Raw genomic sequence first — 26592 nt, 5'->3', positions numbered from 1 at the left:
CCTTTCGTCATTGCGGAGGAGTGTTCAGATGCGCATTCTTTTAATTGCAACTCTCGCGGCGGCTGTTGTTTTCCCGACCATCGCCAGCGCCGCCAAGGTCAACTGCTCCTATGCCGCTTGCCTCAAGGAGTGCAAGCACCGTGGAGCCAGCAATAATGGCTGCTCCAACTGGTGCAGCAACGCCATGACCGAACGGCAAAACGCCGGTCAGTGCCCTCGGAAATAAAGTCGGTTTCTTCGGGACGGACTGCTGTCACCTCACCCGGCGTCATTCAGACGGACATTGCCGTGCGACCGGAAAGCCGACCGTTCGATTTTGCCTCTCCGCTTTAATCAACGCGCAACGTTTTTGCCGAAGGCTCTTCCCGAGAGGAGGATCATGAACGGTGAACAACACGCGCGATCCCAAACAGTTTTCCGCGATGCGAAGGTCCTCGCTCGGACAAGGGGCGTCGCGCCTCGCGCACTGGCCGCCGCCGTTCCGCGGCACCGTCGCGAAGCCGAAAATCGTCCGGCATAAACCTGACGAGAAGCCGCAACGGGCGAAGCCGCGCGGCTGGCGCCTGACGCGGGCAATGTTCTCGGAATTCGAGGAAGACGGGTAGGCAGCCGGTGCCGGCCGGCACGTCCCCTGCCCCGATTTTCGACCGGCCTGATGTCAACCGGTCTTCGGCTTCCTAGCGAGCGCCTTCATCTCACGGAATCGCTTCGCCCAGCCTTCGCGCGCGGTCTGCTGGCTGCGTCCGACCGCGAGCGCGTCGTCCGGGACGTTCCGCGTGACCACCGAACCCGCCCCGACATAGGCGCCGTTGCCGATCTTCACCGGCGCGACCAGCGACGAATTGGAGCCGATGAAAGCGCCTTCGCCGATCTCGGTGCGAGACTTGTTGAAGCCGTCATAGTTGCAGGTGACGGTGCCCGCGCCGATGTTGGCGCGAGCGCCGACATGGGCATCGCCGACGTAGGTGAGGTGGTTGACCTTGACGCCTGCCTCGAGCACGGCGGCCTTGGTCTCGACGAAGTTTCCGATCTTCGCGCCCTCGCCGAGCGATGTTCCCGGCCGCAGCCGCGCGTAGGGGCCGACCTGCGCCTTGCTGCCGATCGACGACTGGATGAGATGGGAGAACGAGTGGATCACGGCGCCGTCGGCGATGGTCACGCCCGGCCCGATGACGACGTAAGGCTCGATGGTCACGTCCTTGCCGAACGAGGTGTCGGCGGCAAGAAAAACCGTCTCGGGGCCAGTCATCGTCACGCCGGCATCGAGCGCCGCCTTGCGCAGCCGTGCCTGCATGACCTGTTCGGCCTCTGCCAATTGAGCCTTGGTATTGATGCCGCGCACCTCGTCCTCGCCGGTTTCGATCACCGTGGCCTTCAAACCGGACTCCCTGACGATACCGACCGCGTCGGTGAGATAGTATTCGCCCTTGCTGTTGGCGTTGCCGATTTTTTCAATGATCTGCAGCGCCGTCCTGCCGTCGAAAGCCATGAGACCGGCGTTGCACAGCGTGATGCGGCGCTCCTCGGCGCTGATTTCCGCCTGTTCGCGAATCGCCGTCAAGCGGCCGTCGTCCACGATCAGACGGCCGTAGCCCGTGGGATCGGCGGCATGAAAGCCGAGTACGACGAGCGACGCGCCGGCATGCAGCGGCGCCCGCATCCGCGCGAACGTGTCGGCCGAGATCAGCGGCGTGTCGCCGAACGCGATCACCAGATCGTCCGCGCCGGGGGCGATGGCCTCGCGCGCCGCGAGCACGGCATGCGCGGTTCCGAGACGCTCGTTCTGGACAAACGTCATGGCATCGGGCCGCACGCGCCTTGCTTCATCGGCTACGGCCGCCTCCTGGCCCGGACCCACGACGACCGCCAGCGACGTTCCCGGCCCCGCCGGAGCGGCGGCAAGCACATGCGCCAGCAGCGTCCGCCCCGCCACCGGATGCAGCACCTTCGGCAGGGCGGAACGCATCCGCGTCCCCTCGCCTGCAGCCAGCACGACGGTCAGACAGCTTCGGCCGGTCATTCGAGCCCTCATTCTCCGGCGCATCATGCGCCGCGCCGTCATAAAATGTTTTGCCCGAAGGGGAAACTGCCCGGCTCCCTGAGATCGGGCGGATTTCCTGTTAGCATTTGGCCATGATTCGGTGTGCGGGGGTCCGACGTCATCAATTATGACGAAGAATCAAAAAAAATCATCGACGAAGGAACCGGCCGACGACAGTGGCGGCTGGCTGAGCGGATTTCTGGCCGACGAGGGCACGTTCGACCGCCGTGTCCTGTGGCGCCTCGGATCCTGGGGCCTCGGCACGATCGCAGCTATCACCCTCGCAATCCTGGCGAACCAGACCGGGAACGGACCCGGAAAAGGAGCCGGGATCGCCTTCCGGCAGGACCATGCCGGCGCAGCCGATCTGGCACGGCAATCGCAGCAGCTTCAATCGATAGCGAAGGCGAGCGAACGTGAAATCAGCCGCATATCGTCCGCCATCGAAACATTGAACGGCGATCGCGACCGGCTGTTTGCCCGCATAACCGTGCTCGAGCAGGGACTCGATTCCGTCACCGGCTCCATCAGGCAACATGCGGCGCAGAACGAACCGCATCAGGTCTCTCCGACGGAAGCCGCCCTGGACCCGTTACCGGCGGAGCCGCCGCTCCTCCCGCCGCCCGATTTTACGCTGCGGACGGCGCGGCTCGACGCCAGCGCGTCAAACAGCCGTTCGGAAAACGGCGTATCCTCCGCGAACGCACCGCCGTCTGCAGCGGCTGCGATTGTCACGGCGGCCGAACCAGCGGCAAAGCCGTCATCCGCGGCCCCCGCACCCGCGAATTCATCACTCGCCGCGATGCAGGCCGGACCCGAGGCCGCATCACGACCCGTGGTCGCCGCCCGGGACGCGCCTGCAACGAGGCCCGAACCCGATGAAACGTCATCCGTTACCCCTGCGACGACGAAGCCGAACGACGACGGGGAGCCTCACACGCGCCGGGAAGCCAGGAGCAAGGATGCGCAAATCGTGGTCGCGTCCATCCCTCCGGTGATCGAGGCACCCGGGGCGTCAATATCCCCGGCCCACATTCCTGTGCCGCACACCGATTTCGGCGTCGATCTCGGCAGCGCCAACTCGATCAAGGGCTTGCGGGCGCTGTGGCGAAGCGTTCTGAAATCGGAGGCAAAGGAACTGAGTTCGCTTCACCCGATCATTGTATTGAAGGAACACAGCAACGGGATCGGCATGCAGTTGCGTCTCGTCGCCGGACCGCTCGTCGATGCGGCGGCCGCGGCAAGGATTTGCGCTGTCATGACCGAGAATGGCCGCGCCTGCGAAACGACCGTGTTCGAAGGTCAACGCCTTGCCACCAACGAACAGGCCAAGGATAGCGGAGCCGCCGCGGCCACCCCGAAAAAACCGAAATGGAGGTCGTCACGGCATCGGCACAGCGGACAACCCGCGCGCGCCGAAGAACCGGCGCCGCAGCCGCCGCCAACGCCATTAACGCAGCCAGCGCCGCAGCCAGCATTCGGCTCGTCTTCACACTGAAGCGGCCGATGGTGCCGGGACAGTGGTTTCGAGCGAAGCATGTCCTTGGGGCTTGACCGGAGGACGACACAGGTTCGCTTGAAGAAAACCCGTCAAAACAAAACCATGAAGCTTCGTTCCTTATTCGATCAGAAACGAAGTGCTGCCGGGTTGTCCGACCGAGCGTTCCGGATCATATTGGCCCCATGAAAAAAGATCCGTTCCGGCTGACACCCTATCAGGTGCAATGGCTGCTGATCGTCGGGTTTCTCAGCGTTGGTTACGCACTCTATCTGCGCTATCTCGCGGTCGAATTGTCCACGGTGTCGCTGGCGTGCGACGGCGGCCTGCAAACCATGCTGTGCGGGAGCCGCAGCGTCGCGACCTACCTGTTTCGCAACCACGTTTTCGGCATCGCCGCGCTGGTCATCGCCGTGCTGCACGTGATCCGGCCGTCGATCGTGCTGCTGACCGCGGGGCTCGCTGCCGCCGGATTCGGAATCGTCCTCTACAATGTCGGCCTGTCCGGTCTCGCGATCGGCCTGCTTATCCTTGGATTTGCGCGGCCCGCGCCCGCCACAGCGTGATGCCGAGCATGACGTAGACCACGCAGGTCCACAGCGACTGCCAGTTTTTCGGGCCTTCGTTGAACCCGACATAGACGGCCGCGATCACCAGCAGGCCGGCGAAAACCTGTTCCGCGATCGGGCGGGTGCCGGTGAGCGGGCGATTGAGCCACGCCAGCGCCCAGTATGGCGCCACCGCCATCGTCAGCGCGGCGAAGGGAAAGTCGCGATAGCGGGGGTCGAAGACGAAGCCGAGAGCCGTCTCGGCCGCGATCAGGGTCGTCACCAACAGCGTGATTCCCAGCATGACCGACAGCGCCGAACCGGTGCGGCCGGGGCGCGGTCCCATCAATTCGACGAATGTCGGCAGCGCGCGCCCGGACATCAGCGCATTCGCGCCCAGCAGCGGCGAAAGGATTCCGGCCGCCAGCAGCAATCCCCAGCGCAGCGTGTTGCCGAAGCCGAAGCTCTCGTAACACAGCTTGTCCACGGCTACTCCGAGCAGGATTCCCGCCGCCGTCGCCGATACCGCAACCGCGATCCAGGACATCCACCGCGGCTTCCAGGGCTTCCGCCGCAACGTCAGCATGGCGACCATGAAAACAAGGACACATAAGCCCATCCCCGCGCCCATCTGGATTTTCCAGAGTGGATAATTGCTGACGGGCTCGCCGGGTGGATATTTCAGCTTGCGCTGGGTGGCGTCGATCAGGCCCCAGTTGCCGCCGACCGTACCCTCGAGCTGACGCTTCCAGGGCTGGTCATAGGCCTCGATCAGGTTGACGCGAAATTTCTCGCGCTTTGCCATGTCGAGAATTTCGGACACCACGCGCGCCTGGTTGGCGCGCGACGGCAACGCGCCCTCCCGCATCCGGCCGGCGCTCGGCCACCCGGTCTCGCCGATCAGGATTTCCTTGGCGGGAAACGCCACGGCGACCTGCTTGCGGATGGCGTCGACATGCGCGGCCGCGTTGCGCGCGCGGATCGGAAAATCCTCCCAGTACGGCAGGATGTGGATGGTGACGAAATCGACCGCGTCATAGACCTCGCGGTTGCGCAGCCAGTATTCCCAGACGTCCGCGTAAGTCACCGGCACGCTCACCTGCGACTTCACCAGGCGAATGTTGGCGGCGAGATCGGCGGCGGTCATTTCCCCGCGCAGCAGGACCTCGTTGCCGACAACGAGCGCGATGATGGTGTCGGGATTTTCCTTCGCCAGCCTGACCGCGACGTTGATCTGGGCGAGGTTCTTCAGGCGATCGTTGCCGAGCCAGATGCCCTGGATCACCTTGAGACCGACCTTCGCCGCCAGAGCCGGAAGCCGATCGAGGCCGTTCTCGATCGAATAGGTCCTGACGCATTTCGAGATCTTGGCCAGTTGGGCCAGATCCTCGGCGATCTGCTCGGGCGGAATTTCGGTGGTCGCGACCAGCGGAGTCTGTTCGCCCCGGAACGGCGCATAGGACACGCATTCCAGTTTCGCTGCCGGATCGATCGGCGCGCGTGCAAGCCGGATCGGCTCGCCGAGCCACCACCACGCCGCCGCGATCAGGCCCAGCGAAATGACGAGAAGCGCCAGTGGCGTACGAAAGGAAATCGGCTCCATCCTCCGCGAGACGAGTCGTCGATTAGCGGGTCGAGGCGCTTATGCCAAGAGCGGCGGCCGGACGACCACAACCTTATGAGGCCGCGGCTTTACCACGATCGGATTAAACCGGCCGGCTTGCTGGACAATATCCCGAATTTCCGCCATGGAATCCCGGGGATGCTCCGCCGCATTGGGGACCAATTTGAGCGGCATCTGACACCTGGATAAAGGTGGCGTTGCCGCCATACGGTTGCGGCAGCGAGAGCCGGGAGACGTCATGCGTCGAATGCTGTTCGGATTCCACAACGCGTTTTTGCGCGGTCTTGCCGTTCCCGGTTTCGCCTTGCTGTTCAGCATCGGAGGCGCGATCGCGCAAAGCGGCGATCTGCGTGCCCAGGATCAGAACAAGTCGCCCCCGGCCAACTCGACCAATGCGGCCGATACCGCCAAGGACAGCCAGCGCAAAACCGACGAATTCGTCGAAGCCGCGCGCGTCATCAACGGCCCGGCGGGAAATCCGGAATGCGTCTGGCTCGGCCGTCGCGTGGTCGTTCTGATGTGGCGCGACGACCTGGACACGGCCTTTCGTCACCTCGATCTTTACGACCGCTTCGGCTGCCCCGGCGGACACGTTCAGGCGGCATTCCGCTGCCTGGTCCGGTTCGGACCGATCGACCCCAAGGCACCCGACGCACTGAGCGGCCGCGTCCATACCTGCTGGATCAATCCGGACGCGAAACCGGCCGAGCCCGCCGCCGATGCGACGTCCGCACCGGCCGCAGGCGCTGCGCCGGCCCCTGCGACTCCGCCGCCGGCACAGCCGGCGCCTGCTCCCGCCGCGCCGAAAAAATAGCTGCGTGCATTTCTGCCGGGCCTGCGAAGGAACGATATCCGATTTTCGCGGTTGACGCGTCGACCGCCCTCAAAACGCCATGGCGTCATACGAGTTGTTAAATTGCATGGCAGAACTATCTCTGCCGATGTGTCGGGCCTAGGGGACGGGTCCGCGGTCCTGTTATGCTCGCCCCTTATGGTTCAGTCGCGATGCGCGCTGTCGTCGCCGTTCTTCTATTTGTGACCGCTGCACACGCCGCGCTCTGGGGTGTTCTTCAGGACAAGCAGCAGGCCCCCGACTTCAAGGGCGTCCTGACCAGCGTGTCCTACGCGCCCTTCGAAGGGTCGGCGCATCCGGATATCGACAATATTCCGACCGTCGAGAAAATCCGGTCCGACATGAAAGCGCTGGCGCCCCTGACCCGCGCGATCCGCCTGTATTCGTCGACCGGCGGCGTCGAACTCGTGCCCCCGATCGCCAATGAATTCGGCCTCAAGGTCATGGTCGGCGCCTGGATCGACAAGCATGTCGAGCGCAACGAGCGCGAGATGCTGGCCGCCATCGACCTTGCGAAGCACAACAGCAACGTCAACGGCATCGTCGTCGGCAACGAAACGATCTATCGAGGCGACCAGAAAGTCTCGGACCTGATCAAACTCATTCAGCGCGTGAAGGGTTCCGTGAATGTGCCTGTCACTACAGGCGAAATCTGGAACATCTGGCTTGAGCATCCCGAGCTTGCATCGTCGGTCGACTTCATCGCCGCGCACATCCTGCCTTATTGGGAGGGCTTTTCGAGCAAGCAGGCCGTCGATCAGGCTCTGATCATCTATCAGAAACTGCGCGACGCCTTTCCCGGCAAACGGATCGTGATCGCTGAATTCGGCTGGCCGAGCGCGGGGTACAATCTCCGGAACGCCGATCCGGGTCCGTTCCAGCAGGCCGTCACGCTTCGCAACTTCGTCACCAAGGCCGAGTCGATCGGCATGGAATACAACATCGTCGAAGCCATCGATCAGCCGTGGAAGTTCTTCGAAGGCGGCGTCGGTCCCTACTGGGGCATTCTCAACGCGGATCGCGAGCCGAAATTTTCCTGGACCGGTCCCGTCGTCAACGAAGCCTACTGGAAGCTTGCGGGCATCGCGCTTCTGATCGGCATCCTGCTGTCCTTGCCCATCCTGCGGCTGGTCCGTCCCACGGTGATGCAGGCCACGCTGCTTTCGGCAACCGCCAACGGCGTCGGCGCCTGGGTCGCGACGGTCTTCGCCTACTGGACCACCCATTACTTCGTTTTCGGTTCGTCCTTCGCACTGACGCTCGGCCTGATCCTGCTGGTGCCGCTGATCCTGATCGCGATGGCGCGCATCGAGGAGATCGCGGCCGTGGCGTTCGGACGAGGCCCGCGGCGGCTGATCACCAGAGAGGTGGCGGCAACTCAGGCAGCGGCCGCCGGTCCGGCGCCCAAAGTCTCGATCCACATCCCGGCTTATTTCGAGCCGCCCGAGATGCTCAAGCAGACGCTCGATGCGGTCGCGCGCCTCGACTATCCGAATTTCGAATGCGTGGTGATCATCAACAACACCCCCGATCCGGCATTCTGGCAGCCGATCCAGGATCACTGCCGCGCGCTCGGCGAGCGTTTCAAGTTCATCAACGCCGAAAAGGTCGAGGGCTTCAAGGCCGGCGCGCTGCGCATCGCCATGGAACGCACCGCCGCCGACGCCGAGATCATCGGCGTCATCGATGCCGATTATGTGGTGCAGCCGGACTGGCTCAAAGACCTGGTGCCGGCCTTCAACGATCCGCGCGTCGGCCTCGTTCAAGCCCCGCAGGATCACCGCGACGGCGACCGCTCGCTGATGCACTACATCATGAACGGAGAATATGCCGGCTTCTTCGACATCGGCATGGTCCAGCGCAACGAAGTCAACGCCATCATCGTCCATGGCACGATGTGCCTGATCCGCCGCGCCGCGATGGATATGGCGGGAGGCTGGGCCGGCGATACCATCTGCGAGGATACCGACCTGGGCCTTGCGATGGCCGAGCACGGCTGGCTCACGCACTATACCAACACCCGCTACGGTCACGGCCTGCTGCCCGACACCTACGAAGCGTTCAAGAAACAGCGCCACCGCTGGGCCTATGGCGGCTTCCAGATCGTCAAGAAGCACTGGCGGCGCTTTCTTCCCGGCGCGAGCCGGCTCTCGCAGGACCAGAAGCGCGAATTCACGCTCGGCTGGCTCAACTGGCTCGGCGCCGAAAGCCTGGGGGTCGTCGTTGCGATCCTCAACCTGATCTGGGTGCCGATCGTGGCTTTCGCCGATATCGCCATCCCCGACAAGATCCTGACGCTGCCCATCATCGCGGCGTTCGTGGTGTCGCTGGCCCATTTCGTGACGCTGTACCGCCTGCGCGTGCCAGTCAAAACCCCGCAGATGCTGGGCGCCATGGTGGCCGCCATGTCGGTGCAATGGACCGTCTCCCGGGCGGTCGCGCAGGGACTGATCACGGAGCACCTTGCCTTCGCGCGTACTTCGAAGGGCGGCCTGTCGCGGATGTCGATCGAGTTTCAGGCGTTCTGGGAAGCGGTGATCGGCGTCCTGCTGCTCGCCGGAGCGGCCGTGCTGATCGCGTCCAACCAGTACAAGGGCGTCCACGAGATCTACATCTTCGCGGGCGTGCTGGTGCTGCAGAGCCTGCCCTTCCTGTCGGCCGTCGCGATCGCCATCCTTGAGACCTCGCGCATCAATGAATTCTCGTTCTGGCGCAATGCCCGCATCCGCAGCGCCGAATTGATCGGGCTGCGGCCGGCACCAATGCCGACCGGCGGATCACCTCCGGTCGTCCCCGAGATTCAGCGCGAGACAACCTGATCGGCCAGCATTACTCTTTGCAGATTGCTGGAAATCCTGCCTGTAAGGTCTGGATTTCGGTGAGTTTGTTTGCGTTGTGCAGTATCGCGCGCCGAACCCGGCGACTATTGACCCGGACGGAGGGTACCCCTACACAGCGCGGCATGTGAGCGCGTAGCTCAGGTGGTAGAGCACGTGACTTTTAATCATGGGGTCGAGGGTTCGAGTCCCTCCGCGCTCACCATAAAATCAATAACTTATGACGAATTTTAGCGTCCAATGACAGGCAAAAATTTATTGGGGCCACATGAAGGGCCACTTAGGGGCGGCATGAACGTTCCGGAGAATTCTTTCCAAGATTTGCTCACGCGGCCGGCCCGGAACGAATTTGCAGGAAAAATCCGCAGACTCGAGCTCCGGTTGTCTGAAGTCGAAACGTTGGATCCGAACAGTTTCGACCCTGCGGAATTGCATGCGCTTGGAATAGCGATTCGGGAGACGCTGGCCGATGCCTTTACTCTCGGTTCGTTTGCGTATCAGCAATACAGTGAGGCGGCCGAGTTCGGTGTTCAGTTTGACTCCGCTCTCATCGACGTGGGTCAGGTACGGGAGTGCAGAAAGCGTTCGTTGGCGCTGTTGCGCAAGGCAATCCAGTCACGAAAAGAAGCCTTCGAGAACAAATACCCGGGTGTTGAATTGCCCGGATCGGTGGCCCCTCACCCTTCTCTAGCCGACCGCGCGATGGCGGGTGCGGGACGCGTTGGATCAGGTGCGCTCGGCGAACTCACTCTCGATGCGACAGCGGAAGTGGAAGACACCCCCGAGTCGACTTTCAATTTACTCTTAGCCCGAGTCGCGGCGCTTGAAGCCGCTTTGGACGCTCCCAAGCCCCAAATGGATTTGCCGATTGGGCCGGGCCACAACAGGCCACCCGAGTTTGATCCGCCTTTTGAGGAAGAGGAGATTCGCAAACTCATTGATCTACTTAAAGCTCAGGCTCCAACCTCAGCAACCGACCAACCGAAATTATTACACTCAGCTAAAATTGCCCAAGCGTACGTCAGTAAACTGCAAACCCATATTGACGAGTTTACCACCTCTGCGGTCAAAGGGTTCGGCGCAGAGATCGGAAAACGCTTGGCCCAGATACCGTGGTGGTTATCTGTGTCCTCTGCGCTGAATTCGGTCGCTCATGCCCTAGTAACCTGGATCGGCACCCTACCCCATTAATATCGCGCTTGAGTCGCTGACGACGAATAGTCCCGCGTTGGGCCTGGTGAACTTGCCACGGTGGCAGAAAACGGCGCTTAGGGCTGCTTGACTCCATTAGAACAAAATGGGAACATGTTCCCCGTCGGGTCAAGACGGAACAGCGACATGCAAGCCGGTCCACAGCGGGACGAAAGCGACAGTCTGGAAGTCGCGGTCGCAGAGGCAATCGAGGCTTGCGATGGCGATCTACGCGCGACGATTCGAGCTTTGATCCTGGCAAACGAATTTCTGGAAACGCAAATCTCGCAGGGCTATCGGCGCGGCGTGAGACACGGACGATTTAACTGCTATTCTGGATGAAAGTGATGGGCTGGCGCTCGCAAGAGAATTACGAACTGACCAACGAACGCGACTTCAATCGTCTGCCGTGGCGTGATCGGAAGATCATTCAACGGGCCGGTTGGGTTGCGGCGCTAGTGATCGTATTCGCCTGCATCCTGGCCGCGAGACATTGATTGATCGAAGGGGAAACGATTGCACGACATTGCGAAAGATATTTGGGTCGACGATCGTCTCGGACGTGCTGAGCAAGCGGAATACCTCAAAACTTTCCTGCTCAACAGGATAGCGGAAAAAACAGCGGCCGGTCAGCGCGCGTCATACGTTTTGAACCTCAACGCCGAATGGGGGCAAGGCAAATCATTCTTTTTGTGTCGATTCGCGGAGATGCTTCGCGCGGACGGTTATTTAGTCGCCGAGGTTAACGCCTGGAATGACGACCATGCCGATGACCCTCTACTCTCGGTGATGGACTGCATTGATGTTGCCGTGGCCCCAGTCGTCAAAGGTAAAGGTAAAGCTCAAAAAGCCTGGGATGCAGTCAAGAGCAATGCCGGCGCGATCGCCATAGCCGGATTAAAAGGCGTCGTCGTCCAAGCGACGAAAAGAATCGTCGGTGACGCAGCCGATAAGATCGGCGAACTGATGGACAGCGATTCAATCGCGGAAACAGGTAAAGAAGCCGCATCCTCGGTTGCAAAATCGGTTGGCGAAGTTATTGACCAGCAAGGAAAAGCCTTGCTCGAAAAATTCCGCCAAGGGAAACGAACAATCTCGTCATTCCGCTCAAGCATAGCTGCCTTTCTGCAGGCGGTATCCAGCAAACAAAAATTGCCTCTTTTCGTCTTTGTCGACGAACTTGATCGTTGTCGACCCCCATTCGCCATAGCGATGCTTGAGCGGATCAAGCATCTGTTCGAACTGGATCAAGTTGTGTTCGTCGTCGCCACCGATACGAAGCAACTCAGACACTCGATCCGTGCGGTGTATGGAGCAGAATTCGACAGCGAAGGGTATTTGTCGCGCTTCTTTAATCGGGCCTATCACTTTGAGCCGATATCGCGACGGAAGTTCATCGAAGATTTATGGAATCGTGCGTCTATCGCAGAGGATAAGCTATCGATGCCACCCGATAACGAGGCATTAAAATTTCTGATTGAAGCTTTTGACTATTTCAATTTAGCTCCCCGCGACATCGAACAAGCATACGACATTATTCGAACGTTTGTGACTGCCTGGAGCATCGATCACAAAATCGAATTTGTGATTCTGGTCCCACTCGTTGTTGCCTACCAGATGCATGGAGCATTACCCCTCAATGGAAACTTCGCAGAGCATCTCAAAACTTTTGTTGCGAAGATGGGGGGGCGGGCGTTCTCGTTGGATTATCCGATTTAGGGGGGACAGGTTCAACCGAGAAATGGAAAGGCAGAAGGTAACAACTATACTGCAGTCATTCGTCCAAAGCGTTGCGTCACAATCTCTGGACAAAATTTACGAAAGCCAGCCATCTAGTGAACATGGACGATGGATACGACATCGCCTGCAAAACGAGCATACGAAATTGCATGGCAACCGCGTGGGTCAACATTTCTCGGTGATACTTCGCTATCCTGATATGATTAGAAGCGCCGGCCGGTTTACTCAAGGAAATTCATAGTATGGAAGAAACAGTCGAAATTGCCAGATTTCGATGCGTCTCAGACTTCTCTTCCACTTGGTGAGTGTTGCAAAGTTTAATCCGACTCAGCGCGGCCGCCCGCGCCGACTGCTCACTTCAGCGGCACCACGTTGCCCCAATCGACGTCATCACGCGGCCAAGGCTCATCGTCGTCGTATCGAACGTACTTGTCCACGATCGCGCCGATGTGTTCCCGGCTGAAGTGTCCTGCCGAGTAAAAAGCCCATAGATCAGTGATGGCCGTGTCGACGACATCGCTCGCGGTTTGATGAACTCCCGATTTTTCGTACTCTGCGGCGGTACGTCGATATCCATCGTCGCCTTCCTCAAGCCGCGAAACCGAAATCGGGCACCTCGATCCCGCATTCGTTTGCCAGTGCTTCCGCAGCGGCGAGGATCTGTTCTTTTTCGTCCAGCACGACACCGTTGGCGAGCACCAGGACTGTGCGCGCGACGAAATCCATATCTATTGTTTTGGTGCTATTCTGACGGCTATCCTTCGACATGGGTCGCTCCATTTTGAGGGTTAGGCCCGTCTTGGTGTTGGTAGCACTGCGGCGGGCCGCGTTCGTTTCTGAACAAACACACCCTACGCCACGTCGGATGCTAAGTCAATAAGTATTTGATTTCATTGATCTTTGTTGACAAACTACACCGATGGAGTTTGTCAACGCAACGATCGTCGGAGGGGTAACCAATTGAAAGATCGGCAGCAGTTAGAAGGAGGCTCAAAGGCACCAATTACGGAAGTCGGCGTCGTTCTGCTCACGTCCGGCCAATTGCTGAAACTTCGTGGCATCACTTTGTATCCCGTCGAGATGGTCTCGGAGATTACGAAACTACGCGAAATAGCCCTATCCAAAATAGGCGGCGTCTCCTCAGGCATTGGATTTTTGGGATCACCCGGATGGGCCATCGGTGCCGGCGCGGCGCTTGGATTGATCGAAGGCGCGCTATCGTCATCTGCGCGCAAAAAGGGTTTCCAGATGCTGCTCGAAGCAGATCAAAAACACCTTTCACTGCGCAGAACCGGTCGCGTCTTCCCGTTCGGTCGCGTTATTAACAGAGATCAACCCAACCCAAATCTATGGCGTGTGGAGGATGATGGAGCAAAGAGCTGGTCGGGACTGAAAAAGGTTGAGGCGTTCGTTCATGACGGGGGCGAGTTCTTCACTGCCGACACGGAAACCGGATTGATGAATATCCGCTGGCAGAGCGTGGTCGCTTACACAGCAGCGCCTAACTGACCATACTGTGGTTTCTACAACCACCTAATAGAAATCAAGCGGTGCGGTTACGATCTCGAATTTCGGCTGTCCAACGAATGACCACAAAGCCAGAGCAACGGCCAGGACGAGGTCGTCGTGCTTTCCGACGCGCGCTTCCCACTGGGTTCTTCCCGCTGCGCTTACCTTCCGCTGGAAGTCCTTCATCTCGTCTTTAAGTGGGCCAGCTTCCATCAGATCCGCAGCGATACGCAACTCGCCAAGATGGAGACGAGCATCCAGAGTCGAGATTAGAATTCCCTTAGGGACGTGCCAGTGCTGATGATCGATCCTTGTTTGCTCGTTGCCAGCGGTAATCGACACTTTTGTCGGCAACATGCCGGCTTCGTCGAATAGATCGCCAACAGCACGGCCGACGCCGGTGTTGTCGATCACAAATGAACAGCCATCACATAGCGGCGGACGGGCAAGCAGGCGGCGTACTTCGACAACCTGGTCCACGTAATTCATGCCCAAGGGAAGGCGTTGGAGGTATCTCACATCGAAGTGCTCGCTAATGCGGGTAATTTCATCGATGTTCCTGTGCTGCACGATCTGATGCTGCATGACGCAGATCGCAGTCGGGTCGTTGCTCTGACCGATATCCGCAGCCAGAACCCATTCGTTGATTTCTTCGCGTCCGTAGGGGGCTAAGCCCATATTGGTTCAACCTCGCTCGTAAATGCGCGTTCGATGACGGTGGTTGGGAAGGCGTTGTCGATGTTGTCAAGAAATTCGCAGAGGTATTCTTCGCGGAATTTCGTCTCGCCTAAGTTCTTGCGTTCGCGCGCCAGGAATTCCGGTGTGATGCGCGAGCAGGATCCGAGTTCAACTTGAATGCGGTGCCACTCTGGATCGTTCGACGTCCACGTCTCGAAGAAAGAGCCTCGCTTGCCCTTGGGGGTCGACAGGTAAACCAGTTGACCCCGCTTGTTCGTCGCTAACATCGGTCGAATGGCTGCAATCAACGCGTCAGAGCATCGGGCCGCCTCATCGATGATGGCCAGGCGCACATTTGCCAGGCCGCGGATGGTGTCACCGTCGTTATCACCAGGGAGTGCGAGCAGGCGACTGCCGTTATCGAATTCGATGCGGCGGGCGGCGTCGCCGACCAATGACGGGGCATCCTCAATGCGATTGTACGTGGTGCGAGCGCGAAGCACGAATTCATCGGAAAGCCGTTGCGCCGGCGAGGCGATCAAGATCAGGCTTCCCGGCTCCGTGGTCGCGACGGATAGCGACTTGATGACGCTAGCCTCGGTCTTACCGTGCTGGCGCGGGATCAGCATGGCGGTCTGCGGCTTGTCGGATCGGACGAAGTCGGCCTGCCACTCGTCCAAGGTGATATCCGCGTCTCGTGCGAGCAGCGCCGGATCCAGTGACCGCGCCATGTCGCGGGCCATCAGCATCAGAAGGCGACCGGCTCGCGGCTAGACTGGCGCATGGTGTCGCGCAAAGCGACCAGGGCGTCGACGTAATGGCACCATCGCTGCGTGCCCGCCGCCTCTGTCACCAATTCAAGACCCTTTCGGGAAGCCTGTTCGTAGTTCAAGCCGCGGTAAGCGTCGGGAAGATGTTTCGGGGGCAAGGGTTCTCTCCGTGGGGTCAGCATGGCGGTGGCGGCAGTACGGTGACAGGTGGGGCCTGCTCATGCTCAATCAGGACAGGCTCCGCACGGGCCCTACCCTTGCCTGCAGTCGCAGTGATGTCGGTGGCGGCATCGCTTTCCAGCCGGTGCAACGCGGCACCCACAGCCCGCGCTGCGTCAGGGAACGGCCTCAGCGCCGCAATCAGCGTCGATCGTAATCTCAAATAGTCAGGTGACACGAGCAAATTGGTGTGCCGGACGTCGTGAACCTGGACCAATTGGCCCAACATCTTAGCGACCAACGTCAAGTTCGCTGTGATAGCGTTCTCTGCGGCCACACTACCCTTGATGTCGCCGTGCTCGGCAGCGAAGTCTGCCTTGACTAGGAGCCGGGCACGCTGGGCGACGAGGCTGGCGATCAAGCCCTCGCTCTCAGTCGTTCGCAGCGCCTCCAAATCGATCGCAGCGGGTTTCTGTGCCGACAGGATGGCGGCACGCTGCGCCGGCGTCAGATGGTTCCGGGCGTGGCGGAGAATGGCGTCCTTCGATAGTTTGAAGCGATCACCAAGGACGCGGGCAGCGACGCCATGCGTCAGCCCGATCTCAATCTGATGACGATGGTCGTGGTCGCAAACCGTGCAACGGGTGCCTCTCTTACCCAAGATCAAAAACTCGCAAATTTACGGCGCAATCAATAGTCATGTGGCCCCTATGTGGCCCTAATGTACTATGAAATAGAAAATTTGTCAATTTATAGCAATTCTACGAGGATTTTTGAATGTGACCACGTGACTAATTATCACGGGTTTCGTGGTTTTAGGTGCTTTTCGGACCGGATTCAGGGGCGGTTTCGTTTTGTGCGCAGTGAATCCAAATGGTCGACATCATCGAAGGCGTGGCGGTGTTGGCGGTGTTGGCGGTGATTTCTATCCTGCCTATACGTTTTCGATTCCTGTCCTATTCACCTTGTCAACTTGTAATTTCGAGTTTTTGTAAGATGGAGGTCTGGATGTAAATCACCAATGAGCAGGATAGAAATCACCGCCAACACCGCCAACACCGCCAATCAATACGATGGTGGTGACAATGGCCTTGTGGTTAAACGTCGAGCCGCCTCAATCTGATCTTTCGGCGATAGCATCTTACGCACATAGACCGTCTGTCGACCCCAAGCGCCTCGCCACAACCCATCGCGCTTGTCGTCAGGATTGCGCACCGCGACGTAATCGCACGCTTCGAAGCGGTGCTTTATCTTGCGGGCGTTCCTGCGATCGCGCAGCCACTCGCCAAACCCATGGGCAACCCTTGGCATAATCATCGCCAGTGTCACGGCATCGGGCTTGCCGAGCGCGTCGATAGCGTCCGCCATCTCGGCATCTTCCGGTGGCCTGCCAATATCGACCATTGTCCAGAAGGCATCAGTCTTTGGCGGTGGCGCCTTAGGGTTGAAGCCGCTCAGATCGTAGCGGGCCAAGTAGCGGGCCACGATCTCGTTTCCGCCCTTGCCGAACCAACCCCATAATTCGTTCCAATATTCGGCGGCGAAATCCTCTTTGGTCAAATTCGACCAACAGACAAAATGTCGGCGATCGTCGGCAGGCAGATACAGGCCGTCCTTGTGGTTGGTCGTCATTACGACGCCCATGACGTTCTGGACCATGTGCTCTTTCAGGTTCTTCTCGTCGCACCTCAATACGTCGGGCGGCCCGGCGATATAGGTTTTCGTAGCCTCATAGAGTTCGTACTGGTCTGCCTGCTCGCCGCGGTCCCGCGCCTCGCTGATGCGCAGGATCACGCTTTTGACGAAACCATTGAACCGCCCAACGGCCGATCTCGGCGAGATTTCCGAACAGTTCCACGGACCGATCGCTTGCGCCACGGGCTGCAACAGACTGTCTTTGCCGATGCCCTGCGGACCGCCCAGCACGATGGCGTGATTGATTTTCTCTCCGGGTCGTTGCACGCGGTTCGCCAGCCACGCAACGATGTGCTGCCACTCGTTCGGATAGAGGTGCTTGACGTGGTTCAACCACGGTGACGCGTCGCCAACCTTCGGCTTGATCGTCGGCGGGCGATACAGATTGTAAACGCGACTGTCGGGTCGGTCGAACCATCCACCATCACTAATCAGCTTGTCTTTGATGATTTGCGGCATCCCAGGTGCCCATGTTACCTGGTCGACGGCGCGTTGCTGCGTCAGGATCTTGGATGCAGGCCATGGCTTTTTCGCACCCGCAAACGGAAACATCGGCGCCAGGCGTGAATCGATTGTCGCTGCCGTCCACATTTCGCCAGTCGGTGTGAAGATGAATTGATGTGTCGGCGAGTAGCACCAAAATTCATCGTACTGGACCTTGTTTGTGGTATTGTTTTTATCGAACTCCTCCATGGTCTTATTCATACGTTCGGTCGCAGACGGCTTTTCCACGGCGCTTAACTCTTCAATTAATTCATTTTCACAATCTACGAACAGCGCGGACAGAACCTTGCGGTCCGCGTCTTCCAGTTTGAGATTTTCCCAAAAATCATTTTTGGCTGGCCTGCCTGCCTGACCTGGCATCGTCCAGTACCAATGCGCGTCATCGCTGTGATAGATCGAGCAAAGGTCGTTGATGATCAGGCAATCGCTCTCACGTTCCGGCCGATCAGCAGCATCCCACATCGCGTCCCAATCGTGGTCAGGCATCCAGCTTTCCAGTGCCGGGATAATGACGTTCCATGCCTGCTCTTTATCGGGCACAAGCCTGCGAAGGTCCCAAGTGAAGTCTCGAATGTCGAAACTGTTGCAGGTAACCGGGAAGTGCTCGGCAGCATGGTCCGCCCATGCGAACAGAGTGTCGAGCGACAGCGACGTGCTTAGCTGCACGTCATGCGGTGGTAGCGTATATTGGTGCCCCTCCATGATGGCGTGGAGGCAAGGTCGTTTTAGTAGTTCGGCATAACAAGACATAGTCATTCGGGCTCCAGTGATAGGAGCCCGAACCGTAAGCACTTGCGAAAAACAGTGAAGCGTAGTACAAAATGCGTGTCAGGAATTTTGAATTCGCTTCACCGCTCGGGTCGCGCCAACGATCCGGGCGGTTTTATTTCAGACGTGGCGCGTGCGCCATTCGTCGAGCACTTCCCGCAACTCTGTGATGCGCTGGCGCTGTTGCTCAAGCGAATTGGTGATTCGTTGCTGGCTTTCTTCAAGCTCGAACAGAATGGCTGTGACAACCGCGACGTCGGTAGTGCGCAGATCGAGAGGAATATCGCTCATCAATGCACGATTTCTTCAATCGCCAGGAAGCCGAAATTAACGCCTCCCAATAGGCGCCCAACGCTGTTTCCGTTGACGTAGAGCGAACTTCCGCTACCTGTGCCCACGCGAATATGGATAGTTTGGGAAGTTGTGGCGCCCGGAACAAACTCGTGTTCCATATACATCAATTGAGAGAAGTTGGCCGCAGTAGACGAGTAACGAGCGCAGATCGCGCCAGCCCCGGAATTCAAAAACATCGCGACTATGATGTTGTCCTGCGAACCGACCGCCATCGAGATAGAGAATCTGACGCGCAAGGAATTCGTTGTGGTTTTGGGAGTGATCGAAGCCGAAATAATCTCGGTGCCTTCGGTGTTCTGCGGAATCGTGTTGTCAATCGGAATAACGGCACTTGTGGTCGAATACGTCGCAATTTCTGCATACGAAGTATCAATGATGGTGCCGCTTATGGTTAGGCCAATTGCATCCCGCGCAGCTTCTTCATCCGTCGCAGTCAACACAGCAGCACCGACCGCGGTTGCGCCAATTGCATCCTGAGCCGCATCTTCATCTGTCGCAGTAAATAGTGCCTTCCCGACAGTTGTGCCGCCGAGATTGTCCAGTGCGGTGTCAGCGTCGGCGAGGTTTGCAAGGTTGTTAACTGGAATTAAAATATCAGCCGCTGATGCGGTGAAGCCGAACCCCGCCGTCCCGCTCAGATTGATCTTGGACGTTCCAACCGTCCCGCCGATCTTTGACTTTGTGACTGTTGTGCGCTCCATCGCAGCGACACTACTCTTAATTGTCCCAATACCCTCCTCGAAATCGGTACCGTCGACGATGAAATAGCGAGTAGTATCGCCGTCAACGGCGCCAGCTTCTGCCGGCGTCAGGAACGCATTCGATGAAGCCGAACCGAACGTGACGTCTCCAGTCCCGGTCGTTGGGGTATTACCTTTAACGCGATCGAATAGCTTCAGCATCTTTAGATACCCTCTCCCGGAATGAAGCCGCATCCAGATCCAAGCGGATCAACAGGTTCATTTTGCGGTGCTGACTTCGTTTCTTTCTGCGGTTCGTCTTCGTGCTTTTTTGTTTCTTCAGTCATCCTATTCTCTTGCATCTCATCTCCAATCCGGCGCTGCCGTTTAACGAACCACGCGAAGGCCAGCCTTGCGGGCCTTCCGCTCCAGCATTTCCCGCTTGAGTCGATTTGTTTTTGGCTTCGGGTTATTGCGGTGCCACTGTTGCCAATCGATCGGTGCCGGTTTTAACGGCGCACCAGTCTGGTCCTCGGACCATCGATGCAGGATGCGCTGGCTAACCCCCTCCATGCTCACCGTCGAAAGTTGAGCAAAGCCGCCGATTGCACCCATATGGTCTGGCAATTGCGTGTGGCGCTGCATTTCCAGAACCTGCCCAATCGACCAGATAACCACGTCCGGATCCGCGTCGACGTCGATTCCTTGATAATTGGCTGGTACCGACTGATCGTTGGCGACTGCGGCGATGGCACCGGCGCCGATGGCGGCCAATCCGCCGGCGATAACCGTGGCAGGCGTGATAAACGCGCGGAACGAACCGAGCGCATCCGTGAACGCACCTTTCAACCCGCCAGGGCCGGTCGCAGCGTACGTCAAGTGATTGATCTGCGATCCGAGCACCTGGACCGGCGTCGCGCCTAGGATCATCATCTCGATCATAGAACGCATTGAATGCTGTGCCGCCATGGCCTGGGTCGAGAGGCCAACGTGGGCGCGTGTTAAATTGTTCAACTCGCCGCCGAGAAGCTGAGCGGTCAGACTATTTGATCGGCTTGCTTTATTTAGTTCGGCGGTGGCTACGGCCGCTGGTTTCGCGGCGGCTGTCATAGCATTAAGGGCCTTAGAAGCGCCGACAAGCGAAGCAGAATCTACCGCAAAACCCAAGTGTACTAGATCAGCCATGTTCTACGCTCCTATCGATCCATGTGATTGTGCGGGGAGCAGCATCGCCACTCCCCGCGTTGCGCTCAAAGGCGATGAGAAAACGCCCGTTCGCAAACTGAAACAATTAGACTCCCTCACCGTCAGACAGTGGTGCGCTGGTAGCCAACCATTTGTTGAACTCAGGCTCGCTAAGACCCATGGCTTCGCGCAGTTCTTTCCGGCTCGCATCAAGCGCCATTTCGAGAACTTGTAGCGCTTCGGTATCTTCCCGTAGTACCGCGCTCTCGGTCGGAAACTTGGATTCGACAAATGCGCTTTCAGCCTGAGCGCGCAAGCCGGCGTCGACCTCCGTCAAAAAAGAGGGCCCCTCGAAGACAGCAGCTAGGACGGTCGGGTCGGGGTCCACCGTAAGCAACGCCGTTCGCTTAGCGGGGTCGAGCGACAGGACGTATTTTCGAATTTCCTGTTTGAGCAGTGCATCGGCGACGTTGGTTGGATCCGAATTCGGTATCGTCAGCGCCCGCCGGCGGTCTGCAAGACTCTTTCGGCCAGCATCAAGCCGCTTCATCTCGTGGCGCAAGTTAGCCGCAACGTGTTTGCTCGCATATTCCCGAACGGCCTCGATGATTCCGTTCTCGTTCAGTGTGCCTTTGCTTTGCGCTGCTGCTTTTGCCTTACCCAACCCTTCGGGCAGGGATTGCAGCTTATCGAAAGCGATCCGGTGGGCGGTGAAGCGCGGTGCGTCAAGCTGCGACCGGAGAGTGTTCCATATAGCCATATTATTTGTTCCTATTTGACGACGTCGATTGCCTGCAAATGTCCCGGCTTTCGGTCGCTGTCCGCGATCGCGAATTCGACGCGCTGCCCCTGAGCGAGGGAGTCAAAAGCCTCATCAACATCGGAGATGTGCGCAAAAAAGCTTGCTCGATCGCTTGCACGCTGGATGAAGCCGAACCCACGATCCTCGTTCCAAAACGAGACGGTGCCGGTGAATTTGGTGATTATCACGCAGCGACCGGTTTCGTTGTGCGGGCAGGACGAGCGGCGATGCGAGTGGCGATGTGCCGGTCGACTTCATCCTCGACCCAAGCGACCTTGAGGTGTGAGACGCGAACCCGACGCGGAAACTTTCCGGCCTTCTCCCAACGCCACAGGGTCACCATGCTGGCGTTGATGCCTTTGTCGGCAAGATCGGCGTAGTCGATGAGCTTTTGTGACATGCGGTGCTCCTGTAAATTTCAGAAGCACATAGAGACACATGTCGCTTACTTAATCGCCAGCAGATTAATATCGGAATTAAGCGCTGCTACGAGAGCGCACACGAGAGTTAATCGAGCGCCTGCATAGGGTCGCGATAGATTCGATCACTTTTTCCGATTCGGAGTCCATGCCGAAATGTTTGGCTGCAGCTTCATAAACACCATTACCAAGTGACCTGCGGTTTTCACTTACCCATTTCCGCATCTCAAGGACAGTGGCGTCGCGTTTATCAACCCAAACGATCTTTCCGTTCGTATCCATCGCGAACGTACTTTCGGGTCGCTGCGCCGGCTTACCACGAGGCCATTTGAATTTTCCTTCCACCAAATCGGCAAGGAAATCCAGAACCTCACGCTCGCTTAACTGCTGTTCACCACGAAGCAGTGCCACCAATGATCGGCGATCGCCACGCTTTGCCCATTCAAGGGCGTCCTGCCAGGCAAACTGGACACGTGCCTCGTATGCCGCCTGGTCGTGCGCCATCTGCTCGTCATCCGATATATCTGGACCCGGAAGCGGGATCTTGCTCAGTGGACCGCTCCTGCAAATGGCACCACGTTGTCAGTCGGTGGCTTGATGATGATCGTCACAAGGTCCGCCAGCTTTTGAAAGGCGTCGCGTTTTTCCTCCAAGAATGAATAGCGGTCGTAAGTGCCGCGTACGCCGGCAATGACGTGCCCCATGGCACGCTCGGCATGATCCTCTGGCACCTTGGCGCGGCTCATTAGCGTGCGCGCGGTGCGTCTCAGGTCATGCAGCGTCCACCGCGGCATCTTCGCCCTGCCCTCTGCTTTGCGTAGTTTGGCAATCTCGGAATCAAGGCTCACCTTAGCCTTACTGAATCCGCTGAACGGCCGTCTGCCGTCCGTGGTCGAGAACACGAACCAGGTATTGCCCTTGAATCCTTTCGGCTTGGTGCCGATCAGAGCTTTCGCACCTGGTGACAATGGAATTACATGATCCAGTTTGTTCTTGTAGCGCTCGCCAGGAATTGTCCAAAGGTCGCCCTCGATCTCGGCAGCGTTCATGTCTGCGGATTCGTTGCGCCGCGTCATGGTCAACAGCAGCATGGTGACGTAGCGTGGATAGCAGGATGGCACGTCGGCCGTTTCCAGCGCCCGCCAGATATCCCGGATTTCGTCATCAGTCAGGACGCGCTGCCGCGCCCGCTCCTTCGGCTTGGTGCGCGCCATGCCGCGAACGACCGGAGACAAGAAGTCATCATCCCGCGCCGTTTGCCAATTGAACGCCTTGCGGACATGGGCCAGCACCCGATCCGCCATAACCGGCCCGGCCTTGTCCTCCACCGCGTCTAGCATCTCCACGATCTGCCGGCGCTTCAAATCATAGATGGAGGTTCCCCCGATCCAGGGCCGGACGTAGTGATCCAAGGCGGACGTGATCTGATCCTCGCTGCGTAACTTGCTGGCATGGCGCTTCACAAAATGGTCAAGGATAGCGTTGACGGTCGTGGCGTCTCGTTCAATCTGAACGTCGCGTTTCTTTGTCTCTACTTCGGCGGGATTTTTTCCCTCAGCAATTAGCTTGAGCCATCCCCGCGCCTTGTCTCTCGCGTCGGTGAGTTCGATCTCTCCAACTTTCCCGATTTCACGACGACTGGCATTTACCTCACCAGGATAGCGCGTCCGAAGCACGTAGGTTTTCGATCCCTTATCAGTCACGCGAACGCCGAAACCAGGCACAAGCAAATCTGCCACCCATAGGCGCGCTCCCGTTTCAATTGGCGCCTTCAGCTTGCTGACCATGGTGACGGTCAGTTCTTTTCGGTGTTTCTTGGCAGGCATCGTCGAAAATACCTTGGGGCCACATACGGGCCACAAGACACTGAAATAGCATGTGGCCCCGATGAATTTCACTATGTAGCATAAAAGTCATAATATGCAATACATGCAGGATATTATCGAGGCTGACCTTTTTTCATGAAAGGTTATGGAAGGCTCTGAAAGATGTGACTTTATAACTTTTAATCATGGGGTCGAGGGTTCGAGTCCCTCCGCGCTCACCAATCCAACCAATTGAAAAGAAGCTCGGTCGGGACGGCCCTGGTACGCTTTGCGCCGTCGCGGTCACGAGCGATCCCTTGATGGATCGTGGCCTGATGAGGCAAACCCGTTGAACGAAACCTGTTATCGGGCAGATCACTCCGCCGATGGAGACTTTGGAAATGGACTTCGAAATGGTTTTTGCGGCCGCCCTGCTCACCGACGACATCCTCGCCGCGATCCATGACTTGCACGCCTACTCGAATGGTGGCGGGACCTCCATCAGCCGAGACAAGGTCCGCTCAATCGTCGATAAATACGTGGCCTATGACGAAAAGGACTTTCCGTATCTTCGCAGTGATGCGGATTGGAATGCCGTCGTGGCGTATTGGCGCCAGACAGTCGCCGACATGGAAAAAGCGAGCAAGGGGGAAGTTCCCATTTACAAATAAGCCGCGCCCGGCGGTGGCGCGCGTATTCGCCCTTCCACCAGGTGGAAGGCCTCCGGCAGTCTGCCGCCTGCATCCAGAAGTCGCTACGTGGGAGGTCGAAGGCCGGGGCTGTTTGCCCACTTCTCGGCTTCCGATTCCTCGGCTGGCCGTTTCGGAAGTTTTGGCGGTGTTTTCGGAAGCTTGATTTTATCCATTTGAGCCGCCTCCTGGTGCCATGAAAGTACCACCCTTCGCGTCGGCTTGCAACATCTAAGTTATTGGAATATTTCTACATTTTACTCATTTTCAGTCTGTTGTGGCGATGGCGGAACCTGAGGCCGTAGCGCCACGTTGATGACTTACTCATTTTGAGTAATGGCGATTGCGACATGAATGGACGCGAAGAACGACTGCAAATCATGCTCTCCCTTGAGGAGCTCGCGACGGTCGACAATTTCCGTTTTGCCAACCGGATGCCGACGCGAGCGGCTGCGGTGAGAGAGCTCCTCAAGCTCGGTCTGGCCTCGGCGGGGATCACGCCCGGCGACGGCAGCCGGTCCAGGGACTACGGCGTATTCAGTCGCGGCCCCCAGGGTCACACCGACGGCGACGACGACCCGTCGCCATCGTAATACATTGACTTCATTGTTGATTTGCCAGAATCACCATCAAACTCTAAATCACGTGCAGATTAACCCTGCAGCAAGCCTTGGCGGCGGTTCGCCCCTGCCGCTCATTTTGAACACAATCTGCCGGAATAACCGGGGGATCACGAAATCGAGGAATTGGTCCATGCGCGTCGCTTGCGTTCAAGCTGTTTTGTTTTCATGCGCCCTGACTGCGGGCTTCGCGGTTCCGGCTCTTGCCGGAACGGATTACGACGGGCTTTGGAACGTCAAGATTGTCACCAAGACGGGTAGCTGCGACCCGGTCGCGCAATATCCCCTTACCGTCAGCCACGGCAAGGTTTCGGCGGCCGACGCCGACGTCACCGGCAGTGTCGGAAGCCAGGGCTATGTGAAGGTATCGATCCGCGGCGCTTTCGCCAACGGCCAGCTCAGCGGCAATGCGGGGTCCGGCAAATGGAACAGCGCATCCGCCGGGATGCCGTGCAGCGGCCGCTGGGAAGCGTCGCGTCAGTAAAATCGGGATTGGGCAATGGGATTCGGGACGGCGATGTCACGAGGATTAACGGCGACGTGCGCCGTCGGTTTTGCAATGCTGTTGTCGGTGTCCGCGACCTGCGCGGGTCCCGGTCCGTTCGAGGGTCTTGGCGGCGTCTGGACCGGACGCGGCACCATACAACTCGAGGATGGTTCGACCGAAAAAATTCGATGCAAGGCCACCTACGCGGTGAGCGGCGACGCCCAGGGCCTCAATCAGACGCTGCTGTGTGCCAGCGACAGCTACAAATTCGAACTCAAGAGCAATGTGCTTGCGCGCGGCGGAGTTCTGTCCGGCGACTGGCGGGAGACCAGCCGCAATGTTGGCGGAACGCTGGAAGGACGCGCCGGCAACGGCCAGTTCAACGTCGACGTCAGCGCCCCTGCGTTTACGGCGAAACTCAAATTGACCACCACTGGCAATCGGCAGGACGTCGTCATCCGCTCCGACGGACAGTTCAGGGGCGCCAACATCTCGCTGTCGCGCTCCTGATTTTTTCAGCCCTTCATCGGCTTCGTGTTCTTGGCGGTTGCCTTCAGCGTCTTCGCGATCAGCTCCGCATGTTCCTTTGTGATCGCGTAGTCCTTGCGGCCGTTGACGGTCGTCAAGGACAGGATGATCAGATCGGGCTTGTCCTCAGGCCAGCCGGTCGCGAACCCGGTTACAAAATCCGCCGAATGCCTTTGCTGGGTCATTTTGAAATAGCTTTTTCTTTCGAGGCTGCACGCATCAGCCTGGTCGGTTATGGCGTTTTCGAGCGAAGTGGAATCCGGTTCGCGTGAAGAAAACGCGTCCAACCAAAATCCTAGAGTCTTTCATCGGACCGTGAAACGGTGAAAGACTCTAGCGGATGCCCGCCGCTTTGCGCAAAGCGGCGTTGATACGATCCTGCCAGCCCGGACCTCCTTCCCGAAAATATTCCAGGACGTCCTGGTCGATCCGCAGCGACACAAGCTCCTTGACGCCTGGTAGCGCCGTTGTCTTCGGCGGAGCTTCGGCGACCTTCCTTGTCACCTGCTTGAACGCTGCCTCCGCCTCGGTGCGGGCATCGTTCAGCGTCCTTGGCCGTCTGGGTGGTTCTGCCATCGCCTCTTTTCCTCATCGCAAAAAGCGATTCG

General features: G+C 58.6%; 32 protein-coding genes and 1 tRNA gene. 14 read left to right on the top strand and 19 right to left on the bottom strand.

What is annotated here, in order from left to right; genetic code table 11:
* Nucleotides 1-28 precede the first annotated feature (28 nt).
* Both ACS3WA_RS08065 and ACS3WA_RS08060 read left to right on the top strand, forming a co-directional pair.
* Complete coding sequence (locus ACS3WA_RS08065; protein ID WP_438277998.1) at nt 29-226, top strand: hypothetical protein; 198 nt, start codon at nt 29-31, stop codon at nt 224-226.
* 160 nt (nt 227-386) lie between these two features.
* Nucleotides 387-605, top strand: coding sequence for a hypothetical protein (locus ACS3WA_RS08060; RefSeq protein WP_438277997.1), 219 nt, complete (start codon nt 387-389; stop codon nt 603-605).
* A gap of 53 nt (nt 606-658) precedes the next feature.
* On the opposite strand, the gene glmU is transcribed toward ACS3WA_RS08060, so the two are convergent.
* On the bottom strand, nt 659-2020 hold the full coding sequence (glmU, locus tag ACS3WA_RS08055; RefSeq protein ID WP_438277996.1) for a bifunctional UDP-N-acetylglucosamine diphosphorylase/glucosamine-1-phosphate N-acetyltransferase GlmU: 1362 nt from the start codon (nt 2018-2020) through the stop codon (nt 659-661).
* Nucleotides 2021-2168: 148 nt separating this feature from the next.
* Between glmU and ACS3WA_RS08050 the strand changes: the two genes are divergently transcribed.
* Both ACS3WA_RS08050 and ACS3WA_RS08045 read left to right on the top strand, forming a co-directional pair.
* Complete coding sequence (locus ACS3WA_RS08050) at nt 2169-3539, top strand: hypothetical protein (protein WP_438277995.1); 1371 nt, start codon at nt 2169-2171, stop codon at nt 3537-3539.
* 185 nt (nt 3540-3724) lie between these two features.
* On the top strand, nt 3725-4105 hold the full coding sequence (locus ACS3WA_RS08045) for a hypothetical protein (RefSeq protein WP_438277994.1): 381 nt from the start codon (nt 3725-3727) through the stop codon (nt 4103-4105).
* Here the strand turns inward: ACS3WA_RS08045 and ACS3WA_RS08040 are convergent.
* The gene (locus ACS3WA_RS08040; protein ID WP_438277993.1) at nt 4065-5690 is read right to left on the bottom strand and encodes a beta-(1-6) glucans synthase; all 1626 of its coding nucleotides are present in this window, start codon (nt 5688-5690) and stop codon (nt 4065-4067) included. The two genes, ACS3WA_RS08045 and ACS3WA_RS08040, sit on opposite strands and share 41 nt — an antisense overlap.
* Before the next feature lie 259 nt (nt 5691-5949).
* Between ACS3WA_RS08040 and ACS3WA_RS08035 the strand changes: the two genes are divergently transcribed.
* From ACS3WA_RS08035 to ACS3WA_RS08015, 5 genes are all read left to right on the top strand, one after another.
* Nucleotides 5950-6525, top strand: a complete 576-nt coding sequence (locus ACS3WA_RS08035) for a beta-1-3, beta-1-6-glucan biosynthesis protein (protein WP_438277992.1) — start codon at nt 5950-5952, stop codon at nt 6523-6525.
* 191 nt (nt 6526-6716) lie between these two features.
* Entirely contained in the window at nt 6717-9383 is a 2667-nt protein-coding gene (locus ACS3WA_RS08030) for a glycosyltransferase (RefSeq protein ID WP_438277991.1), read from the top strand.
* A 147-nt stretch (nt 9384-9530) separates the two neighbouring features.
* A tRNA-Lys gene (locus ACS3WA_RS08025) sits at nt 9531-9606 on the top strand.
* Nucleotides 9607-9692: 86 nt separating this feature from the next.
* A complete protein-coding gene (locus ACS3WA_RS08020; protein WP_438277990.1) occupies nt 9693-10592 on the top strand; it encodes a hypothetical protein in 900 nt (299 codons plus the stop codon).
* A 516-nt stretch (nt 10593-11108) separates the two neighbouring features.
* Nucleotides 11109-12311 carry a KAP family P-loop NTPase fold protein gene (locus ACS3WA_RS08015; protein ID WP_438277989.1) on the top strand — a complete coding sequence of 401 codons (1203 nt, stop codon included), beginning with the start codon at nt 11109-11111 and terminating at the stop codon, nt 12309-12311.
* Nucleotides 12312-12920: 609 nt separating this feature from the next.
* On the opposite strand, the gene ACS3WA_RS08010 is transcribed toward ACS3WA_RS08015, so the two are convergent.
* Nucleotides 12921-13100 (bottom strand): hypothetical protein, encoded by a 180-nt coding sequence (locus ACS3WA_RS08010; protein WP_438277988.1) that lies wholly within the window; start codon nt 13098-13100, stop codon nt 12921-12923.
* 135 nt (nt 13101-13235) lie between these two features.
* On the opposite strand from ACS3WA_RS08010, the gene ACS3WA_RS08005 reads away from it, so the two are divergent.
* Nucleotides 13236-13841, top strand: a complete 606-nt coding sequence (locus tag ACS3WA_RS08005) for a hypothetical protein (RefSeq protein ID WP_438277987.1) — start codon at nt 13236-13238, stop codon at nt 13839-13841.
* A gap of 24 nt (nt 13842-13865) precedes the next feature.
* On the opposite strand, the gene ACS3WA_RS08000 is transcribed toward ACS3WA_RS08005, so the two are convergent.
* The 14 genes from ACS3WA_RS08000 to ACS3WA_RS07935 all read right to left on the bottom strand — a co-directional run bounded on the left by ACS3WA_RS08000 (nt 13866) and on the right by ACS3WA_RS07935 (nt 23681).
* On the bottom strand, nt 13866-14519 hold the full coding sequence (locus ACS3WA_RS08000) for a hypothetical protein (RefSeq protein ID WP_438277986.1): 654 nt from the start codon (nt 14517-14519) through the stop codon (nt 13866-13868).
* Nucleotides 14510-15268, bottom strand: coding sequence for a terminase large subunit domain-containing protein (locus tag ACS3WA_RS07995; protein WP_438277985.1), 759 nt, complete (start codon nt 15266-15268; stop codon nt 14510-14512). Before ACS3WA_RS07995 ends, ACS3WA_RS08000 begins: the two co-directional genes overlap by 10 nt.
* Nucleotides 15268-15447: a hypothetical protein gene (locus ACS3WA_RS07990; RefSeq protein ID WP_438277984.1), complete on the bottom strand. Its 180-nt coding sequence runs from the start codon at nt 15445-15447 to the stop codon at nt 15268-15270. The genes ACS3WA_RS07995 and ACS3WA_RS07990 overlap by 1 nt, the downstream gene beginning before the upstream one ends.
* A 17-nt stretch (nt 15448-15464) precedes the next feature.
* The gene (locus tag ACS3WA_RS07985) at nt 15465-16109 is read right to left on the bottom strand and encodes a hypothetical protein (protein WP_438277983.1); all 645 of its coding nucleotides are present in this window, start codon (nt 16107-16109) and stop codon (nt 15465-15467) included.
* 404 nt (nt 16110-16513) lie between these two features.
* Entirely contained in the window at nt 16514-18403 is a 1890-nt protein-coding gene (locus ACS3WA_RS07980) for a primase-helicase family protein (protein WP_438277982.1), read from the bottom strand.
* Nucleotides 18404-18535: 132 nt separating this feature from the next.
* Nucleotides 18536-18706, bottom strand: a complete 171-nt coding sequence (locus tag ACS3WA_RS07975; RefSeq protein ID WP_438277981.1) for a hypothetical protein — start codon at nt 18704-18706, stop codon at nt 18536-18538.
* Nucleotides 18706-19671 carry a hypothetical protein gene (locus ACS3WA_RS07970; RefSeq protein ID WP_438277980.1) on the bottom strand — a complete coding sequence of 322 codons (966 nt, stop codon included), beginning with the start codon at nt 19669-19671 and terminating at the stop codon, nt 18706-18708. The genes ACS3WA_RS07975 and ACS3WA_RS07970 overlap by 1 nt, the downstream gene beginning before the upstream one ends.
* Before the next feature lie 2 nt (nt 19672-19673).
* Nucleotides 19674-19796: a hypothetical protein gene (locus ACS3WA_RS07965; RefSeq protein ID WP_438277979.1), complete on the bottom strand. Its 123-nt coding sequence runs from the start codon at nt 19794-19796 to the stop codon at nt 19674-19676.
* A gap of 40 nt (nt 19797-19836) precedes the next feature.
* Complete coding sequence (locus ACS3WA_RS07960) at nt 19837-20634, bottom strand: hypothetical protein (RefSeq protein ID WP_438277978.1); 798 nt, start codon at nt 20632-20634, stop codon at nt 19837-19839.
* A gap of 106 nt (nt 20635-20740) precedes the next feature.
* Nucleotides 20741-21394, bottom strand: a complete 654-nt coding sequence (locus ACS3WA_RS07955) for a hypothetical protein (RefSeq protein ID WP_438277977.1) — start codon at nt 21392-21394, stop codon at nt 20741-20743.
* Nucleotides 21395-21405: 11 nt separating this feature from the next.
* Nucleotides 21406-21624, bottom strand: a complete 219-nt coding sequence (locus ACS3WA_RS07950) for a cold-shock protein (protein ID WP_438277976.1) — start codon at nt 21622-21624, stop codon at nt 21406-21408.
* Nucleotides 21621-21836 (bottom strand): helix-turn-helix transcriptional regulator, encoded by a 216-nt coding sequence (locus tag ACS3WA_RS07945; RefSeq protein WP_438277975.1) that lies wholly within the window; start codon nt 21834-21836, stop codon nt 21621-21623. Before ACS3WA_RS07945 ends, ACS3WA_RS07950 begins: the two co-directional genes overlap by 4 nt.
* A gap of 76 nt (nt 21837-21912) precedes the next feature.
* Entirely contained in the window at nt 21913-22359 is a 447-nt protein-coding gene (locus tag ACS3WA_RS07940) for a hypothetical protein (protein ID WP_438277974.1), read from the bottom strand.
* A gap of 44 nt (nt 22360-22403) precedes the next feature.
* A complete protein-coding gene (locus tag ACS3WA_RS07935) occupies nt 22404-23681 on the bottom strand; it encodes a tyrosine-type recombinase/integrase (protein WP_438277973.1) in 1278 nt (425 codons plus the stop codon).
* A 380-nt stretch (nt 23682-24061) separates the two neighbouring features.
* Between ACS3WA_RS07935 and ACS3WA_RS07930 the strand changes: the two genes are divergently transcribed.
* From ACS3WA_RS07930 to ACS3WA_RS07915, 4 genes are all read left to right on the top strand, one after another.
* The gene (locus tag ACS3WA_RS07930) at nt 24062-24331 is read left to right on the top strand and encodes a hypothetical protein (RefSeq protein ID WP_438277972.1); all 270 of its coding nucleotides are present in this window, start codon (nt 24062-24064) and stop codon (nt 24329-24331) included.
* Between the two features lie 368 nt (nt 24332-24699).
* The gene (locus ACS3WA_RS07925) at nt 24700-24942 is read left to right on the top strand and encodes a hypothetical protein (RefSeq protein ID WP_438277971.1); all 243 of its coding nucleotides are present in this window, start codon (nt 24700-24702) and stop codon (nt 24940-24942) included.
* A gap of 160 nt (nt 24943-25102) precedes the next feature.
* Nucleotides 25103-25453 carry a hypothetical protein gene (locus tag ACS3WA_RS07920; protein ID WP_438278039.1) on the top strand — a complete coding sequence of 117 codons (351 nt, stop codon included), beginning with the start codon at nt 25103-25105 and terminating at the stop codon, nt 25451-25453.
* A gap of 15 nt (nt 25454-25468) precedes the next feature.
* Nucleotides 25469-25966: a hypothetical protein gene (locus ACS3WA_RS07915; protein ID WP_438277970.1), complete on the top strand. Its 498-nt coding sequence runs from the start codon at nt 25469-25471 to the stop codon at nt 25964-25966.
* 5 nt (nt 25967-25971) lie between these two features.
* On the opposite strand, the gene ACS3WA_RS07910 is transcribed toward ACS3WA_RS07915, so the two are convergent.
* Both ACS3WA_RS07910 and ACS3WA_RS07905 read right to left on the bottom strand, forming a co-directional pair.
* Nucleotides 25972-26169, bottom strand: a complete 198-nt coding sequence (locus ACS3WA_RS07910) for a hypothetical protein (protein ID WP_438277969.1) — start codon at nt 26167-26169, stop codon at nt 25972-25974.
* Nucleotides 26170-26317: 148 nt separating this feature from the next.
* Nucleotides 26318-26560, bottom strand: a complete 243-nt coding sequence (locus ACS3WA_RS07905) for a BrnA antitoxin family protein (protein WP_438277968.1) — start codon at nt 26558-26560, stop codon at nt 26318-26320.
* Nucleotides 26561-26592: the final 32 nt, after the last annotated feature.

Origin of the sequence: Nitrobacter sp. (assembly GCF_051535235.1) — a bacterium.
Lineage (GTDB): Bacteria > Pseudomonadota > Alphaproteobacteria > Rhizobiales > Xanthobacteraceae > Nitrobacter.
The sequence above is the reverse complement of the archived record's forward strand: the minus strand, read 5'-3'. Positions and strand labels throughout refer to the sequence as shown.